Origin of the sequence: Streptomyces sp. E11-3, assembly GCF_046540415.1 — a bacterium.
Classification (GTDB): Bacteria; Actinomycetota; Actinomycetes; order Streptomycetales; family Streptomycetaceae; genus Streptomyces.
The window spans coordinates 671,555-689,696 of record NZ_JAZGRL010000002.1 but is presented as its reverse complement, the minus strand read 5'-3'; the positions used below and the strand labels follow the sequence as shown (position 1 = coordinate 689,696).

General features: G+C 70.6%; 15 protein-coding genes. 14 read left to right on the top strand and 1 reads right to left on the bottom strand.

The window, feature by feature from the left end:
* Positions 1-108: 108 nt before the first annotated feature.
* Positions 109-609 (bottom strand): transcriptional regulator BldD, encoded by a 501-nt coding sequence (gene bldD / locus U9R90_RS21870; RefSeq protein ID WP_156721476.1) that lies wholly within the window; start codon positions 607-609, stop codon positions 109-111.
* A gap of 223 nt (positions 610-832) precedes the next feature.
* Between bldD and pyrR the strand changes: the two genes are divergently transcribed.
* The 14 genes from pyrR to U9R90_RS21800 all read left to right on the top strand — a co-directional run bounded on the left by pyrR (position 833) and on the right by U9R90_RS21800 (position 17,924).
* Complete coding sequence (gene pyrR, locus U9R90_RS21865) at positions 833-1,408, top strand: bifunctional pyr operon transcriptional regulator/uracil phosphoribosyltransferase PyrR (RefSeq protein ID WP_411058347.1); 576 nt, start codon at positions 833-835, stop codon at positions 1,406-1,408.
* A gap of 97 nt (positions 1,409-1,505) precedes the next feature.
* Positions 1,506-2,486 carry an aspartate carbamoyltransferase catalytic subunit gene (locus U9R90_RS21860; protein WP_411058346.1) on the top strand — a complete coding sequence of 327 codons (981 nt, stop codon included), beginning with the start codon at positions 1,506-1,508 and terminating at the stop codon, positions 2,484-2,486.
* Positions 2,487-2,488: 2 nt separating this feature from the next.
* Complete coding sequence (locus U9R90_RS21855) at positions 2,489-3,775, top strand: dihydroorotase (protein ID WP_411058345.1); 1,287 nt, start codon at positions 2,489-2,491, stop codon at positions 3,773-3,775.
* Between the two features lie 5 nt (positions 3,776-3,780).
* Positions 3,781-4,371 (top strand): hypothetical protein, encoded by a 591-nt coding sequence (locus tag U9R90_RS21850; RefSeq protein WP_411059767.1) that lies wholly within the window; start codon positions 3,781-3,783, stop codon positions 4,369-4,371.
* Entirely contained in the window at positions 4,368-5,510 is a 1,143-nt protein-coding gene (gene carA, locus U9R90_RS21845) for a glutamine-hydrolyzing carbamoyl-phosphate synthase small subunit (RefSeq protein ID WP_411058344.1), read from the top strand. The genes U9R90_RS21850 and carA overlap by 4 nt, the downstream gene beginning before the upstream one ends.
* On the top strand, positions 5,503-8,811 hold the full coding sequence (gene carB, locus U9R90_RS21840) for a carbamoyl-phosphate synthase large subunit (protein WP_411058343.1): 3,309 nt from the start codon (positions 5,503-5,505) through the stop codon (positions 8,809-8,811). The genes carA and carB overlap by 8 nt, the downstream gene beginning before the upstream one ends.
* Positions 8,812-8,905: 94 nt before the next feature.
* Positions 8,906-10,018, top strand: a complete 1,113-nt coding sequence (locus U9R90_RS21835; RefSeq protein ID WP_411058342.1) for a quinone-dependent dihydroorotate dehydrogenase — start codon at positions 8,906-8,908, stop codon at positions 10,016-10,018.
* Positions 10,015-10,854 (top strand): orotidine-5'-phosphate decarboxylase, encoded by an 840-nt coding sequence (pyrF, locus tag U9R90_RS21830; RefSeq protein WP_411058341.1) that lies wholly within the window; start codon positions 10,015-10,017, stop codon positions 10,852-10,854. The genes U9R90_RS21835 and pyrF overlap by 4 nt, the downstream gene beginning before the upstream one ends.
* A 236-nt stretch (positions 10,855-11,090) precedes the next feature.
* Positions 11,091-11,414, top strand: a complete 324-nt coding sequence (locus U9R90_RS21825) for an integration host factor (RefSeq protein WP_005319887.1) — start codon at positions 11,091-11,093, stop codon at positions 11,412-11,414.
* Between the two features lie 63 nt (positions 11,415-11,477).
* Positions 11,478-12,071, top strand: coding sequence for a guanylate kinase (gmk, locus tag U9R90_RS21820; protein ID WP_411058340.1), 594 nt, complete (start codon positions 11,478-11,480; stop codon positions 12,069-12,071).
* Between the two features lie 34 nt (positions 12,072-12,105).
* Complete coding sequence (gene rpoZ, locus U9R90_RS21815) at positions 12,106-12,378, top strand: DNA-directed RNA polymerase subunit omega (protein ID WP_411058339.1); 273 nt, start codon at positions 12,106-12,108, stop codon at positions 12,376-12,378.
* Between the two features lie 187 nt (positions 12,379-12,565).
* Entirely contained in the window at positions 12,566-13,783 is a 1,218-nt protein-coding gene (coaBC, locus tag U9R90_RS21810) for a bifunctional phosphopantothenoylcysteine decarboxylase/phosphopantothenate--cysteine ligase CoaBC (protein WP_411058338.1), read from the top strand.
* 240 nt (positions 13,784-14,023) lie between these two features.
* The gene (gene metK, locus U9R90_RS21805; RefSeq protein WP_411058337.1) at positions 14,024-15,232 is read left to right on the top strand and encodes a methionine adenosyltransferase; all 1,209 of its coding nucleotides are present in this window, start codon (positions 14,024-14,026) and stop codon (positions 15,230-15,232) included.
* Positions 15,233-15,335: 103 nt separating this feature from the next.
* On the top strand, positions 15,336-17,924 hold the full coding sequence (locus U9R90_RS21800; protein ID WP_411058336.1) for a primosomal protein N': 2,589 nt from the start codon (positions 15,336-15,338) through the stop codon (positions 17,922-17,924).
* Positions 17,925-18,142: the final 218 nt, after the last annotated feature.

The window sequence follows — 18,142 nt, the reverse complement described above, 5'->3', positions numbered from 1 at the left end:
GGGCCGGCCCGCCCCCCCCCCCCCCCCCCCCCCCCCCCCCCCCCCCCCCCCCCCCCCCCACGGCGGTACGTTTCTGCTGAGGTGTACGACGGCCGTCAGGCCCGTCCGTCAGAGCTCGTCGTGGCCCACGGCGCGACGCGCGTCCGCGTCCAGCACGCCCCAGCTGATCAGCTGCTCGGTGAGCACCGAGGGCGACTGGTCGTAGATCACCGCGAGGGTTCGCAGGTCGTCCTGGCGGATCGACAGCACCTTGCCGTTGTAGTCGCCGCGCTGGGACTGGATGGTGGCGGCGTAACGCTGCAGCGGCCCGGCCTTCTCCGGCGGGACGTGTGCGAGGCGCTCCAGGTCCAGGACGAGCTTCGGCGGCGGCTCGGCGGCCCCGCCCGGCGTCGTGCCCGGCAGCAGCTCCTGCACCGGTACGCCATAGAAATCGGCCAGCTCGGCGAGGCGCTGAACGGTGACAGCACGGTCGCCGCGCTCGTACGAACCGACCACGACCGCCTTCCAGCGTCCCTGGGACTTCTCCTCGACACCGTGGAGGGAAAGGCCCTGCTGGGTGCGGATGGCCCGGAGCTTGGCCCCGAGCTGTTTGGCGTATTCGCTGGACATATGGCTCCCCGGACGCTGGAACATTTCGCGGGCTGCGCCGCGTGGCTGGTAACTCACTGTGAGGTTACGCAGCGTTACTTGGATGCGTCAAGCTGAATGGTCTGTACCGCCCCTTACGGGGGTGGTGATCTGCGGTGTTGCCGTCTCCTGGTACCGTGGGTGGCGCAAATCTCGACGTCCTTTAAGGTCCGTCCCGTGAGGCGGAGAAGGAGGTCCGTTTCCAATGGACACGAAAAACCCCGATGTCGCACGTCCAGTTCTCGAGGGCCCCGACATCGCCCGCGTGCTGACCCGTATCGCCCACGAAATCGTCGAACGCGCCAAAGGCGCCGATGACGTGGTGCTTCTCGGCATTCCGACCCGCGGCGTCTTCCTCGCCCAGCGGCTCGCCGCCAAGCTCGCGGAGATCACCGGCCGCACCATTCCGGTCGGCTCCCTCGACATCACGATGTACCGCGACGACCTGCGTATGCACCCGCCGCGCGCGCTGGCCCGCACCGAGATCCCGGCCGAGGGCATCGACGGCTCCCTCGTCGTCCTCGTCGACGACGTGCTCTTCTCCGGCCGCACCATCCGGGCCGCACTCGACGCCCTGAACGACATCGGGCGTCCCCGCGCCGTGCAGCTCGCGGTCCTGGTCGACCGCGGCCACCGCGAACTCCCCATCCGTGCCGACTACGTCGGCAAGAACCTCCCCACGTCGCTGCGGGAGACGGTCAAGGTCCAGTTGGCCGAGGAGGACGGTCGCGACACCGTGCTGCTCGGTGACCAGCGGACCGCATCGGCCGGCGAGCAGTAGCACTCCGGCGTACGCCTCCCCGGGGCGTACGCCTTCCCCGAGCGCCGCTGCGCGCCCGTATGCCCGAAACCTCCAGATTCCGCATGGAGCCATTCAGATGATGCGTCACCTCATCTCGGCCGCCGACCTCACCCGCGACGACGCCGTCCTGATCCTCGACACCGCCGAGGAGATGGCCCGGGTCGCCGACCGGCCGATCAAGAAACTTCCGACCCTGCGGGGCCGTACCGTCGTCAACCTCTTCTTCGAGGACTCGACCCGGACCCGGATCTCCTTCGAGGCAGCCGAGAAGCGGCTGTCCGCCGATGTCATCAACTTCACCGCCAAGGGCTCCAGCGTCTCCAAGGGCGAGTCGCTGAAGGACACCGCGCAGACCCTGGAGGCGATGGGCGTGGACGCCGTCGTCATCCGGCACGGCGCCTCCGGAGCCCCGTACACCCTGGCGAACTCCGGCTGGATCGACGCGGCCGTGATCAACGCCGGGGACGGCACCCACCAGCACCCCACCCAGGCACTCCTGGACGCCTTCACCATGCGCCGCCGTCTGGTCGGACGGGACGAGGGCCTCGGCCAGGACCTGTCCGGGCGCCGTATCACCCTCGTCGGCGACGTCCTGCACAGCCGGGTCGCCCGCTCCAACGTCGACCTGCTGCACACACTCGGCGCCGAGGTCACCCTGGTGGCGCCGCCCACCCTGGTGCCGGTCGGCGTGGACAACTGGCCGTGCGAGGTCAGCTACGACCTGGACCGGGTGCTGGCCAAGTCCGACGCGGTGATGATGCTGCGGGTGCAGCGCGAGCGCATGAACGCCGCCTTCTTCCCCACCGAGCGCGAGTACGCGCGCCGGTACGGGCTCGACGGCGAGCGCATGGCGAAGATGCCCGAGCACGCCATCGTGATGCACCCCGGCCCGATGGTCCGCGGCATGGAGATCACCGCGGAGGTCGCCGACTCCGACCGCTGCACCGCCATCGAGCAGGTCGCCAACGGCGTCTCGATCCGGATGGCGGTCCTGTATCTGCTTCTGGGCGGCAACGAACCCGCCGTCACCCACGCGCGTACCGAGGAGAGCAAGTAAGCATGACCAAGATCCTGATCCGTGGTGCGAAGGTCCTGGGTGGCGAGCCGCAGGACGTCCTGATCGAAGGCGAGACCATCGAGGCGGTGGGCAGCGGTCTGTCCGCCGAGGGCGCCCAGGTCGTTGAGGCCGAGGGGCAGATCCTGCTGCCGGGCCTGGTCGACCTGCACACCCACTTGCGCGAGCCCGGCCGCGAGGACTCCGAGACCGTCCTCACCGGCACCAAGGCCGCCGCCAAGGGCGGCTGGACCGCCGTACACGCCATGGCCAACACCTTCCCGGTCGCTGACACCGCCGGTGTCGTCGAGCAGGTCTGGCGGCTCGGCCGGGAGTCCGGCTACTGCGACGTACAGCCCGTCGGCGCCGTCACCGTGGGCCTGGAGGGCAAGCAGCTCGCCGAGCTGGGCGCCATGCACGAGTCGGCGGCCGGTGTGGTGGTCTTCTCCGACGACGGCAAGTGCGTCGACGACGCCGTGATCATGCGGCGGGCCCTGGAGTACGTGAAGGCATTCGACGGCGTGGTCGCGCAGCACGCGCAGGAGCCGCGGCTCACCGAGGGCGCCCAGATGAACGAGGGCGTCGTCTCCGCCGAGCTGGGCCTGGGCGGCTGGCCGGCCGTCGCCGAGGAGTCGATCATCGCGCGCGATGTGCTGCTCGCCGAGCACGTCGGTTCCCGGGTGCACATCTGCCACCTCTCGACCGCGGGCTCGGTCGAGATCGTGCGCTGGGCCAAGGCCAAGGGGATCGACGTCACCGCCGAGGTCACCCCGCACCACCTGCTGCTCACCGACGAGCTGGTCCGCTCGTACAACCCGGTCTACAAGGTGAACCCGCCGCTGCGCACCGAGGCCGACGTGCTGGCGCTGCGCCAGGCACTCGCCGACGGCACCATCGACATCATCGCCACCGACCACGCCCCGCACCCGCGCGAGGACAAGGACTGCGAGTGGGCCGCCGCCGCCATGGGCATGGTCGGCCTGGAGACCGCGCTCTCCGTGGTCCAGCACACGATGGTCGACACCGGACTGCTCGACTGGGCCGGCGTCGCCGAGCGGATGTCGGTCAACCCGGCGAAGATCGGCCGCCTCGAGGGGCACGGCCGCCCCGTCTCGGCAGGTGAGCCCGCCAACCTCACGCTGGTGGATCCGGCCTACCGTGGAGCCGTGGACCCCGCGGGCTTCGCCTCCCGCAGCCGCAACACCCCCTACGAGGGCCGTGAGCTGCCGGGGCGCGTCACTCACACCTTCCTGCGGGGCCGCGCGACGGTCGTGGACGGGAAGCTGGCGTGACACCTCTGAGCAACACCCCCCTGGTCAACACCCCCCTGCTGGGGCTGGCGGCGGAGCAGAAGTCGGCGGAGGTGACCGACTGGGCCGCGCGCATCGGCTGGCTCGTCGGGCTCGCACTGTTCGTCGCCCTCGTCTATTGGCTGATGCGCCAGGGCTGGAAGTGGCGGGCCACCCTCCAGGGTGACCTGCCCGAACTGCCCACCGCGCCGAGTGAGCCCGGTCCGGCCACACTGAGCATGAGCGGCCGCTACCACGGCTCGACCACGGCCGGGCAGTGGCTCGACCGGATCGTGGCCCACGGGCTCGGCACCCGCAGCCGCGCCGAGCTCACGCTCACCGACGCCGGACTGCGGGTCGTACGCCCCGGAGCAGCCGACTTCTTCGTCCCGGCGGCGGCGCTGCGCGAGGCCCGGCTCGACAAGGGCATCGCGGGCAAGGTGCTCGCCGAGGGCGGACTGCTCGTCGTCACCTGGGCGCACGGCGACACACTGCTCGACTCCGGCTTCCGCTCCGACCACGCCGCCGAGCACGCGGCCTGGGTCGAAGCCATCAACTCCATGAACCAGACCAACACGACGGAAGGCGCCGCACGATGACGACCTCCACCAGGGGAGCCGCCAAGGCTCCCGCCGTACTCGTCCTGGAGGACGGCCGGATCTTCCGCGGCCGTGCCTACGGGGCTGTGGGGCACACCTTCGGTGAGGCCGTCTTCTCCACCGGTATGACCGGCTACCAGGAGACGCTCACCGACCCGTCGTACCACCGCCAGGTCGTCGTCATGACGGCCCCGCACATCGGCAACACCGGCGTCAACGACGAGGACCCGGAGTCGGCCCGGATCTGGGTCGCCGGTTACGTCGTCCGCGACCCCGCGCGCGTGCCCTCCAACTGGCGCTCGCAGCGCTCCCTGGACGAGGAACTGGTGCACCAGGGCGTCGTCGGCATCAGCGGCATCGACACCCGCGCCCTCACCCGCCACCTGCGCGAGCGCGGCGCCATGCGCGTCGGCATCTTCTCCGGCAACGCCCTGCCCGACACGGGCACGATGCTCGCCGAGGTCCGCCAGGCCGCCGAGATGAAGGGCGCGAACCTCTCCGCCGAGGTCGCCACCAAGGAGACGTACGTCGTCCCCGCGATCGGCACCAAGAAGTTCACCGTCGCCGCCATCGACCTCGGCATCAAGGGCATGACCCCGCACCGCATGGCCGAGCGCGGCATCGAGGTGCACGTCCTGCCCGCAACCGCGACGCTTGACGACGTGTACGCGGTCAACCCGGACGGGGTGTTCTTCTCCAACGGGCCCGGCGACCCGGCGACGGCCGACCACCCGGTCTCCGTCATGCGCGGCGTCCTGGAGCGCCAGACGCCGCTGTTCGGCATCTGCTTCGGCAACCAGATCCTGGGTCGCGCGCTCGGCTTCGGCACCTTCAAGCTGAAGTACGGCCACCGCGGCATCAACCAGCCGGTCCAGGACCGTACGACGGGCAAGGTCGAGATCACCGCGCACAACCACGGCTTTGCCGTCGACGCGCCCCTGGACAAGGTCTCCGAGACCCCCTTCGGCCGCGCCGAGGTCTCCCACGTCTGCCTCAACGACAACGTGGTGGAAGGCCTGCGGCTGCTCGACCAGCCCGCCTTCAGCGTCCAGTACCACCCCGAGGCCGCCGCGGGCCCGCACGACGCCGCGTACCTGTTCGACCGCTTCACTCAGCTCATGGAGGGCCAGCGTGCCTAAGCGCACCGATATCCAGTCCGTCCTGGTCATCGGCTCGGGCCCGATCGTCATCGGCCAGGCCGCGGAGTTCGACTACTCCGGCACCCAGGCCTGCCGCGTCCTCAAGGCCGAGGGCCTGCGCGTCATCCTGGTCAACTCCAACCCGGCGACGATCATGACCGACCCGGAGATCGCCGACGCCACCTACGTCGAGCCGATCACCCCCGAGTTCGTCGAGAAGATCATCGCCAAGGAGCGCCCGGACGCGCTGCTGCCGACCCTCGGCGGCCAGACCGCGCTGAACACCGCGATCTCGCTGCACGAGGCCGGGGCGCTGGAGAAGTACGACGTCGAACTGATCGGCGCCAATGTCGAGGCGATCAACAAGGGCGAGGACCGCGACCTGTTCAAGGAGGTCGTCGAGGCCGTCAACGCCAAGATCGGCCACGGCGAGTCCGCCCGCTCCGTCATCTGCCACACCATGGACGAGGTCATCGCGGGCGTGGACACGCTCGGCGGCTACCCCGTCGTCGTCCGCCCCTCCTTCACCATGGGCGGCGCCGGCTCCGGCTTCGCCCACGACGAGGACGAGCTGCGCCGGATCGCCGGACAGGGCCTCACCCTTTCGCCCACCACCGAGGTGCTCCTGGAGGAGTCCATCCTCGGCTGGAAGGAGTACGAGCTGGAGCTGATGCGCGACAAGCACGACAACGTCGTGGTCGTCTGCTCCATCGAGAACTTCGACCCGATGGGCGTGCACACCGGTGACTCGATCACCGTCGCCCCGGCGATGACGCTCACCGATCGCGAGTACCAGCGGCTGCGTGACGTCGGTATCGCGATCATCCGCGAGGTCGGCGTCGACACCGGTGGCTGCAACATCCAGTTCGCGATCGACCCGGTCGACGGCCGCGTCATCGTGATCGAGATGAACCCGCGCGTGTCGCGGTCCTCCGCGCTGGCCTCCAAGGCCACCGGCTTCCCGATCGCCAAGATCGCCGCCAAGCTGGCCGTCGGCTACACGCTCGACGAGATCCCGAACGACATCACCGAGAAGACCCCGGCCTCCTTCGAGCCGACCCTCGACTATGTGGTCGTCAAGGCCCCCCGCTTCGCCTTCGAGAAGTTCCCGTCCGCGGATGCCACGCTGACCACCACCATGAAGTCGGTCGGCGAGGCCATGGCGATCGGCCGCAACTTCACCGAGGCGTTCCAGAAGGCCCTGCGCTCGCTGGAGAAGAAGGGCTCGCAGTTCTCGTTCACCGGCGAGACCGGCGACAAGACGGCGCTGCTCGAAGCCTCGGTCCGCCCGACCGACGGCCGGATCAACACCGTCATGGAGGCGATCCGGGCCGGTGCCACGCCGGACGAGGTCTTCGCGTACACGAAGATCGACCCCTGGTTCGTGGACCAGCTCTTCCTGATCAAGGAGGTCGCGGACGAACTGGCCGCGGCCGAGCGCCTTGACACCGACCTGCTCGCCGAGGCCAAGCGGCACGGCTTCTCGGACCACCAGATCGCCGAGATCCGCGGCCTGCGCGAGGACGTCGTGCGCGAGGTCCGGCACGCGCTCGGCGTCCGCCCGGTCTACAAGACGGTCGACACCTGCGCCGCCGAGTTCGCCGCGAAGACCCCGTACTTCTACTCGTCCTACGACGAGGAGAACGAGGTCGCGCCCCGCGAGAAGCCCGCGGTGATCATCCTGGGGTCCGGCCCGAACCGCATCGGTCAGGGCATCGAGTTCGACTACTCCTGCGTCCACGCCTCCTTCGCGCTCAGCGACGCCGGCTACGAGACCGTGATGGTCAACTGCAACCCGGAGACCGTCTCCACCGACTACGACACCTCCGACCGCCTCTACTTCGAGCCGCTGACGCTTGAGGACGTGCTGGAGATCGTGCACGCCGAGCAGCAGGCGGGCCCGCTCGCCGGCGTCATCGTCCAGCTGGGCGGCCAGACCCCGCTGGGACTGTCGCAGGCGCTCAAGGACAACGGGGTCCCGGTCGTGGGCACACCCCCCGAGGCGATCCACGCCGCCGAGGACCGCGGCGCCTTCGGCCGGGTCCTCGCCGAGGCCGGGCTGCCCGCGCCCAAGCACGGCACCGCGACCACCTTCGCCGAGGCCAAGACGATCGCCGACGAGATCGGCTACCCCGTCCTCGTACGTCCGTCGTACGTGCTCGGCGGCCGCGGCATGGAGATCGTGTACGACGAGGCCCGGCTCTCCTCGTACATCGCGGAGTCCACCGAGATCAGCCCGTCGCGGCCGGTGCTCGTGGACCGCTTCCTGGACGACGCCATCGAGATCGACGTGGACGCCCTGTACGACGGCGAGGAGCTCTACCTCGGCGGCGTCATGGAGCACATCGAGGAGGCCGGTATCCACTCCGGTGACTCGGCCTGCGCGCTGCCCCCGATCACCCTCGGCGGCTTCGACATCAAGCGCCTGCGCGCCTCGACCGAGGGCATCGCCAAGGGTGTCGGCGTGCGCGGACTGATCAACATCCAGTTCGCGATGGCCGGGGACATCCTGTACGTCCTGGAGGCCAACCCGCGCGCCTCGCGCACCGTGCCCTTCACCTCGAAGGCGACCGCGGTGCCGCTGGCCAAGGCCGCCGCCCGGATCTCGCTGGGCGCGACCATCGCCGAGCTGCGCGCCGAAGGCCTGCTCCCGGCGACCGGCGACGGCGGCACCCTGCCGATGGACGCGCCGATCTCCGTCAAGGAGGCCGTGATGCCGTGGTCGCGCTTCCGCGACATCCACGGGCGCGGCGTGGACACCATCCTCGGCCCGGAGATGCGCTCCACCGGCGAGGTCATGGGCATCGACTCGGTCTTCGGCACGGCGTACGCCAAGTCGCAGGCCGGAGCGTACGGCCCGCTGCCCACCAGCGGCCGGGCCTTCATCTCCGTCGCCAACCGCGACAAGCGCTCGATGATCTTCCCGGCGCGTGAGCTGGTCGCCCACGGCTTCGAGCTGCTCGCCACCTCCGGTACCGCCGAGGTCCTCAAGCGCAACGGCATCAACGCGCGCGTGGTGCGCAAGCAGTCCGAGGGCGAGGGGCCAGGCGGCGAGAAGACCATCGTCCAGCTCATCCACGAGGGCGAGGTCGACCTCATCGTCAACACGCCGTACGGCACCGGCGGCCGCCTCGACGGCTACGACATCCGTACGGCAGCGGTGGCGCGCAGCGTGCCGTGCCTGACCACCGTCCAGGCGCTCGCCGCCGCCGTCCAGGGCATCGACGCGCTCAACCACGGCGACGTGGGCGTCCGCTCGCTCCAGGAACACGCGGAGCACCTGACCGCGGCCCGCGACTAGCAGCCCACGAGGGGGACACCGAAACGGTGTCCCCCTCTTCATGAGGCCCCCTGGGCTCGGCTCCCCGAGCTCCTGGGCCCGACGAGGAATCGCGATGTACAAACTCTTCTTCAACCTGGTCTTCAAGCGGATGGACCCGGAGCGGGCCCACCACCTGGCCTTCCGCTGGATTCGGCTCGCCGCCCGTATCCCGGTCCTGCGGACCTTTGTCGCGGCCGTGCTAGCGCCCCGCGCCAAGGAGCTGCGCACCGAGGCCCTGGGACTGCGGATGCACGGACCCTTCGGACTCGCGGCCGGCTTCGACAAGAACGCGGTCGCGATCGACGGCATGGCGATGCTCGGCTTCGACCACATCGAGATCGGCACCGTCACGGGCGAGCCACAGCCCGGCAACCCCAAGAAGCGGCTGTTCCGCCTGGTACCGGACCGCGCGCTGATCAACCGCATGGGCTTCAACAACGAGGGCTCGGCGGCCGTGGGCGAGCGCCTGGCCACCCGTACGCCGGTCTTCAAGACCACCGTGGGCGTCAACATCGGCAAGACCAAGGTCGTCCCGGAGGAGGACGCGGCCGGCGACTACGTGAAGTCCACCGAGCGGCTGGCCCAGCACGCCGACTACCTCGTGGTCAACGTGTCGTCGCCGAACACGCCCGGACTGCGTAACCTCCAGGCCGTCGAACACCTGCGGCCGCTGCTCACCGCCGTACGCGAGGCGGCCGACCGCAGCGTGCCCGGACGCCGGGTGCCGCTGCTCGTCAAGATCGCCCCCGATCTGGCCGACGCGGACATCGACGCCGTCGCCGACCTGGCCGTCGAACTCGGCCTGGACGGCATCATCGCCACCAACACCACCATCGCGCGCGACGGGCTCGGCCTGCGATCGGACGCCGCGCTGATCGCCGAGACCGGCGGGCTGTCCGGCGCGCCGGTCAAGGAGCGCTCCCTGGAGGTGCTGAGGCGCCTCTACGCGCGCGTGGGGGGCGATCTCACCCTGGTGGGCGTCGGGGGCATCGAGAACGCCGAGGACGCCTGGCAGCGCATCCTCGCCGGTGCCACCCTCGTCCAGGGCTACAGCGCCTTCATCTACGAGGGCCCCTTCTGGATGCGCGCCATGCACCGGGGCCTCGCGGCCCGGCTGAACGACAGCCCGTACGCCACCCTCGCCGACGCGGTCGGCGCCGACGTCAGGAAGCAGGCATCAGCATGACCCTGGAACCCTTCGGCGCACGGCTGCGCCGCGCCATGGACGAGCGCGGGCCGCTGTGTGTCGGCATCGACCCGCATGCCTCGCTGCTCCAGTCCTGGGGGCTGAACGACGACATCCAGGGCCTGGAGCGCTTCTCGCGCACGGTCGTCGACGCGCTGGCCGACCGGGTCGCTGTACTCAAGCCGCAGTCGGCGTTCTTCGAGCGGTTCGGGTCGCGGGGGATCGCCGTACTCGAGAAGTCGGTGGAACAGGCGCGCGAGGCCGGTGCGCTGGTCGTGATGGACGCCAAGCGCGGCGACATCGGGTCCACCATGGCCGCGTACGCGGAGACCTTCCTGCGCAAGGGGGCGCCGTTGTTCTCGGACGCGCTGACCGTGTCGCCGTACCTGGGCTACGGGTCCCTGAAGCCCGCGGTGGACCTGGCGCGGGAGAGCGGCGCCGGGCTGTTCGTGCTCGCGCTCACCTCCAACCCCGAGGGGGGCGAGGTGCAGCACGCGGTACGGGCGGACGGGCGCAACGTCGGGGCGACGATGCTGGCGCGGCTCGCCGCGGAGAACGCGGGCGATGCGCCCATGGGGTCCTTCGGGGCCGTGGTCGGGGCGACGCTCGGTGACCTGTCCCAGTATGAGCTGGACATCAACGGGCCACTGCTCGCGCCGGGGATCGGGGCACAGGGGGCTACCCCGGCCGATCTGCCAGGTGTGTTCGGCGCGGCCGTACGAAATGTCGTGCCAAACGTCAGCCGGGGCGTGCTGCGGCACGGACCGGATGTCGCGGCGCTGCGGGAGTCGGCCGTGCGGTTCGCTGACGAGGTTCGGGCGGCTGTCGGGGAGTAGGCGGGCCCCCATGGACGACGAGCTGGCCAAAAACCGAGGCGTTATGCCGGATATGTATAGTTCGACAGAGGCTGACCAGGACTTTTCCGCTGTTCTCGCTGACTAGAGCGGCCATGGCCGCTAGTCTCCGACGGGAGTGCACGAGCAGGCGTTTTGCTCGTTGCTCCCCAGGTGTGGGGCGACTAGGTTCCTCACCGGTCCGTATCCGACAGTTCGACAACCGAGGTGACGTAGGCGTGGCTCTTCCGCCCCTTACCCCTGAACAGCGCGCAGCCGCGCTAGAAAAGGCCGCCGCGGCTCGCCGGGAGCGGGCCGAGGTGAAGAATCGACTCAAGCATTCCGGCGCGTCTCTTCACGAGGTCATCAAGCAGGGCCAGGAGAACGATGTCATCGGCAAGATGAAGGTCTCCGCTCTGCTGGAATCGCTGCCCGGCGTGGGCAAGGTCCGCGCCAAGCAGATCATGGAGCGTCTGGGAATCTCCGAGAGCCGGCGTGTGCGGGGGCTCGGTTCCAACCAGATCGCATCTTTGGAGCGTGAGTTCGGCGGCGGTGCCGCCTAGGGCCTGTCCGGCGGATCAGGTCCTAGGTTCTCAGGCACTCCTGAGAACCTGGATAATCGCTGCATGGCTGCAACATCCCGGGGGACGACCCCCGTACCCCCGGACGTACGTCCGCGGCTGACCGTGCTCTCCGGCCCCTCCGGGGTCGGCAAGAGCACGGTCGTCGCCCATATGCGCAAGGCACACCCCGAAGTGTGGCTCTCGGTCTCGGCCACCACGCGCAAGCCGCGACCCGGCGAGCGGCACGGCGTCCAGTACTTCTTCGTCAGCGACGAGGAGATGGACAAGCTGATCGCCAACGGTGAGCTGCTGGAGTGGGCCGAGTTCGCGGGGAACCGCTACGGCACCCCGCGCAAGGCCGTCCTGGAGCGGCTCGAGAACGGCGAGCCGGTGCTGCTGGAGATCGACCTGCAGGGCGCACGACTGGTCCGTGAGTCGATGCCGGAGGCTCAGCTGGTCTTCCTGGCTCCGCCCGACTGGGATGAACTGGTACGCCGGCTCACCGGCCGCGGCACCGAGGCCCCCGAGGTCATCGAGCGCCGACTCGCGGCCGCCAAGGTCGAGCTCGCGGCCGAGTCCGAGTTCGATACCACCCTGGTCAACACCTCCGTCGAGGACGTGGCCCGTGAGCTGCTAGCCTTGATGGACGTTGGCTGATTTTTGTTTTACATCCCCTTTCGGAAGGTAGATCGTGTCCTCTTCCATGACCGCGCCCGAGGGCATCATCAACCCGCCGATCGATGAGCTCCTCGAGGCCACCGACTCGAAGTACAGCCTGGTGATCTACGCCGCCAAGCGCGCGCGTCAGATCAACGCGTACTACTCGCAGCTCGGCGAGGGCCTCCTTGAGTACGTCGGTCCGCTGGTGGACACCCACGTCCACGAGAAGCCGCTCTCGATCTCCCTGCGCGAGATCAACGCGGGTCTGCTCACCTCCGAGCCCATCGAGGGCGCGGCCCAGTAGCACGGCGAGCTTCCCCACCCAGGTTCGCCTGGCGATTCCACCCGGACTTCCTGGCTGACCTGCTTGTCCGGCTGGGGGTCCGGGGGTTATCCCCCGGGAAAACGCAGCACGACAGGCCCGGCAGCGCGACTGCCGGGCCTGTGGTGTGTCATAGAGCAGATACGGGTTCCGAGTGCGGGGAGACGCAGTGGACAAGCCGAAGGTCGTTCTGGGGGTCAGCGGGGGGATCGCCGCCTACAAGGCGTGCGAGCTGCTGCGCCGGCTCACCGAGTCGGGCCACGACGTACGGGTGGTGCCGACCGGCTCCGCGCTCCAGTTCGTGGGCGCCCCCACCTGGGCGGCGCTGTCCGGGCACCCCGTATCGGACGAGGTCTGGTCCGACGTCCACGAGGTCCCGCACGTCCGCATCGGCCAGTCCGCCGACCTCGTCGTGGTCGCACCGGCCACCGCCGACCTGCTCGCCAAGGCGGCCCACGGCCTCGCCGACGACCTGCTCACCAACACGCTGCTGACCGCGCGCTGCCCCGTCCTCTTCGCCCCCGCGATGCACACCGAGATGTGGGAGCACCCCGCCACGCAGGAGAACGTCGCGACGCTGCGCCGCCGCGGCGCCGTCGTCATCGAGCCCGCCGTCGGCCGGCTCACCGGCGTGGACACCGGCAAGGGCCGGCTGCCCGACCCGGGCGAGATCTTCGAGGTCTGCCGCCACGTCCTGAGAAGGCACAGCCTGGCCCGCGGCACGGCCGAACCCGATCTCGCCGGGCGCCATGTGGTGATCAGCGCGGGCGGCACCCGCGAGCCGCTCGACCCCGTCCGCTTCCTGGGCAACCGCTCCTCCGGGAAGCAGGGGTACGCCCTCGCCCGCACCGCCGCGGCGCGCGGAGCCCGGGTCACCCTGCTCTCCGCCAACGCGGACCTGCCGGACCCGGCCGGAGTCGACGTCGTACGCGTCGGGACCGCCATACAGCTGCGGGAGGCCGTACTGAAGGCCGCACCGGACGCCGACGCGCTGGTGATGGCCGCGGCCGTGGCGGACTTCCGCCCCGCGACGTATGCCGGAGGGAAGATCAAGAAGCAGGAGGGGCGGGAGCCGGAACCGGTCGCCCTGGTGCGAAATCCAGACATCCTCGCCGAGCTCTCCGCCGAGCGCGCCCGGCCGGGCCAGGTCGTGGTCGGCTTCGCCGCCGAGACCGACGACGTCCTCGCCAACGGCCGCGCCAAGCTCGCCCGCAAGGGCTGTGACCTGCTCGTCGTCAACGAGGTCGGGGAGCGCAAGACCTTCGGCTCCGAGGAGAACGAAGCCCTGGTGCTCGGCGCGGACGGCAGCGAGACCCCGGTGCCGTACGGCCCCAAGGAGGCGCTCGCCGACACCGTCTGGGATCTCGTCTCCGCGCGTTTCGGGTGAAGGGGAACTTCGCCCCACCGGCCTCCCCAAACCCAGGAAATCCGGTCGCAGGCCCCCTGGTGGAGATCTATCTTCGTACCGCAGAATGCAGTGCCGCAGGTCACAGGACTCCCATCTGTCGAGACACGGGGTCCGTTGACCGGAAGCGACCGATAAACTGGTCTCGGAACGACACCGGGCGCAGCTCCCGGACGTTCCGCCAATGATCAGCCAGCAGCCGCTGCAACCCCAGGGAGCGTTGTGTCCCGTCGTCTCTTCACCTCGGAGTCTGTGACCGAGGGTCACCCCGACAAGATCGCTGACCAGATCAGCGACACCATTCTCGACGCCCTCCTGCGGGAGGACCCGACCTCCCGGGTCGCCGTCGAGACGCTGATCACCACCGGACAGGTACATGTGGCCGGTGAGGTCACGACCAAGGCGTACGCCGACATCGCGACGCTGGTCCGCGACAAGATCCTCGAGATCGGCTACGACTCGTCCAAGAAGGGCTTCGACGGCGCGTCCTGTGGCGTCTCGGTGTCCATCGGCGCCCAGTCCCCGGACATCGCGCAGGGCGTCGACACCGCGTACGAGAAGCGGGTCGAGGGCGACGAGGACGAGCTGGACAAGCAGGGCGCGGGCGACCAGGGCCTGATGTTCGGCTACGCGTCGGACGAGACGCCCGAGTTGATGCCGCTGCCGATCCACCTCGCCCACCGGCTCTCCAAGCGCCTGTCCGAGGTCCGCAAGAACGGCACCATCCCCTACCTGCGCCCCGACGGCAAGACCCAGGTCACCATCGAGTACGACGGCGACAAGGCGGTCCGCCTCGACACGGTCGTCGTCTCCTCGCAGCACGCGTCGGACATCGACCTGGACTCCCTGCTCGCGCCCGACATCCGCGAGTTCGTGGTCGAGCCCGAGCTGAAGGCCCTCCTCGAGGACGGCATCAAGCTGGAGACCGAGGGCTACCGCCTGCTGGTCAACCCCACCGGGCGCTTCGAGATCGGCGGCCCGATGGGCGACGCCGGCCTCACCGGCCGCAAGATCATCATCGACACCTACGGCGGCATGGCCCGCCACGGCGGCGGCGCGTTCTCCGGCAAGGACCCGTCCAAGGTCGACCGCTCGGCCGCGTACGCCATGCGCTGGGTCGCCAAGAACGTCGTCGCGGCCGGCCTGGCCGCCCGCTGCGAGGTCCAGATCGCCTACGCGATCGGCAAGGCCGAGCCCGTCGGCCTCTTCGTCGAGACCTTCGGAACGGAGAAGGTCGACGTCGACAAGATCGAGGCCGCCATCTCGGCCGTCTTCGACCTCCGCCCGGCCGCCATCATCCGCGACCTGGACCTGCTGCGCCCGATCTACGCCCAGACGGCGGCGTACGGCCACTTCGGCCGCGCACTGCCGGACCTGACGTGGGAGCGCACGGACCGCGTGGACGCGCTGCGTAAGGCTGCGGGTCTGTAGGACGCGGGTCCTGTAAGGGACTACGAGGCGCGGCTCTCCCGGAGGGGAGGGCCGCGCCTTTGTCGTGCCATGAGTGTCAGTGGGGTCTGGTAGGAATTTGGCTGTGAGCAGCGAGAACGGACAGCCGGACGGTTCGGGGGGCGCCCCCGAGCCGGAGCAGCTTGCGCTCATTCGGGAGGCGGTGCGGGGGGCCAAGGTGCCGCGGGCCAAGCCGCGGACCTGGCGGGGGGCCGCGCTGGCCAAGGAGCTGCCGGTTGCGCGGGTGCTGGTGGACAAGGGCGTGCTGCACCTGGACCGGTACTTCGACTACGCGGTGCCCGAGGAGCTGGATGCCGATGCGCAGCCGGGGGTGCGGGTGAGGGTGCGGTTCGGGGCCGGGAAGCACCGGGTGCACGGCGGGCGGCGTGAGGGCGGTGGGCTGATCGGGGGGTTTCTGGTCGAGCGGCGCGCCGAGTCGGACTACGCGGGGCCGCTGGCGGCGCTGGCGCAGGTGGTGTCGCCCGAGCCGGTGCTGAGCCCGGAGCTGCTCGGGTTGGCGCGGGCGGTCGCCGACCGTTATGCGGGGAGCCTCGCGGATGTGCTGCAGCTGGCCGTGCCGCCCAGGAACGCTCGGGCGGAAGGCAAGAAGTCGCCTGAGCCGTTGCCGCCGCCCGCGGTGCCCGAGCCGGGGACCTGGGTGCGGTATCCCCAGGGGGCGGCCTTTCTGCGGGCGCTGGCTCAGGGGGAAGCGCCTCGGGCCGTGTGGAACGCCTTGCCGGGGCCGGAGTGGGCCGATGAGCTGGCACGTGCGGTGGGGGCGACGCTTGCCTCGGGGCGGGGTGCGCTCGTCGTCGTACCGGATGGACGGAGTGCGGGGCGGGTGGACGCCGCGTTGACGGCGCTGCTCGGTGTGGGTCGCCATGCGGTGCTTACCGCCGATGCCGGGCCCGAGAAGCGGTATCGGGAGTGGCTTGCCGTACGGCGTGGGTCAGTGCGGGCCGTGGTGGGGACGCGGGCCGCCATGTTCGCGCCCGTGCGGGATCTGGGGCTTGTCGCCGTCTGGGAAGACGGGGACGGCAGCCACAGCGAGCCGCATGCCCCGCAGCCGCATGCGCGCGAGGTGCTGCAGTTGCGGGCCACACACGACAAGTGCGGGTTTTTGGTGGGGAGTTGGAGTTGCACCGTGGAGGCGGCGCAGCTCGTGGAGAGTGGTTGGGCGCGGCCGTTGACCGCTGGGCGCGAGCAGGTGCGCACTGCCGCGCCGTTGGTGCGCACCGTGGGGGACCAGGATCTGGCCAGGGACGAGGCGGCGCGGGCCGCGCGACTGCCGACACTCGCCTGGCGGGTGGTGCGGGAGGCGTTGGCGCACGGGCCCGTGCTGGTGCAGGTGCCGCGGCGCGGGTACGTTCCCCGGCTGGCCTGTGAGCGGTGCCGGGCGCCTGCGCGCTGTCGGCACTGCGCGGGGCCGCTGGAGGCGCGGGACGCGGGGGCGTTGCACTGCGGGTGGTGCGGGCGCGGTGAGAGTGAGTGGCACTGTCCGGAGTGTGGGGGCTTCCGGCTGCGGGCCCAGATCGTGGGGGCGCGGCGTACGGCTGAGGAGCTGGGGCGGGCCTTTCCCGCGGTGCCGGTGCGTACTTCGGGGCGGGAGCAGGTGCTGGATACGGTGCCTGGCGGGCCTGCGCTCGTGGTGTCGACGCCGGGTGCTGAGCCGGTCGCGGACGGGGGGTACGCGGCCGCGTTGCTGCTTGATGGGTGGGCGATGTTGGGGCGGCCTGATCTGCGTGCGGGTGAGGAGGCGTTGCGGCGGTGGATCGGGGCCGCGGCGTTGGTGCGGCCGCAGGGGGCCGGGGGCACGGTGGTGGTTGTCGCCGAGCCGACATTGCGGCCGGTGCAGGCGCTGGTGCGGTGGGATCCGGTGGGGCACGCGGTGCGGGAGCTGGCGGACCGGGCGGAGTTGGGGTTTCCGCCGGTGTCCCGGATGGCGGCGGTGTCGGGGCGGCCTGAGGCTCTCGCGGAGTTCCTCGCCGCGGTTGAACTGCCGGGTGACGCTGAGGTGTTGGGGCCTGTGCCGTTGGCGGTTACGGATCCGGGGCGGCCGCGGNTCGCGCTCGCCCAGGCGCCGCTGGACGGCCCCGACAAGCGGTGGCTGGATGGCTGCGCGGGCCCCGGTGGCAAGGCCGCCATGCTGGCCGGGCTCGCCGCCCAGCGCGGGGCGCTGCTGCTCGCGTCCGAGAAGCAGCCGCATCGCGCCCGCCTGGTGGCCCAGGCCCTGGAAGGCAACCCCGGCCCGTACCAGGTGATCGCCGCCGACGGCACCCGTCCGCCCTGGCGCCCCGGCAGTTTCGACCGCGTCCTGATGGACGTGCCCTGCACCGGGCTCGGTGCCCTGCGGCGCCGCCCCGAGGCCCGCTGGCGGCGCCGTCCCGAGGACCTGGACGGCTTCGCCCCGTTGCAGCGCGGCCTGCTCCAGGAGGCGCTGTCGGCCGTACGCGTCGGCGGCGTCGTCGGCTATGCCACCTGTTCGCCGCACCTCGCCGAGACGCGCGCCGTCGTCGAGGACGTACTGAAGAAGCACGGCGGCGCCGAACTCATCGACGCCCGCCCCCTGATGCCCGGGGTCCCGGCACTCGGCGACGGGCCCGACGTACAGCTGTGGCCGCACCTGCACGGCACGGACGCGATGTACCTGGCGGTGCTGCGGCGTACCGCGTAGGGGGAGAAACCCGCTAGGGGGCGTCTCCCCGATCTTCGCGGGCCCGCGACGCCTGGCACGCGCCCCCAAGCTCTCGACTGCTTCCCCAAGCTCTCGGCTGCGCTCGAGCAGGGGAGACCCCATTGAGCAGGGAGGGACCCCCTCCGACGCACGGCCGAATCACCCAAGTACGTCCAGTACGAGGGCGATCCGGCCGCACGCCGATGCACCGCACCGCG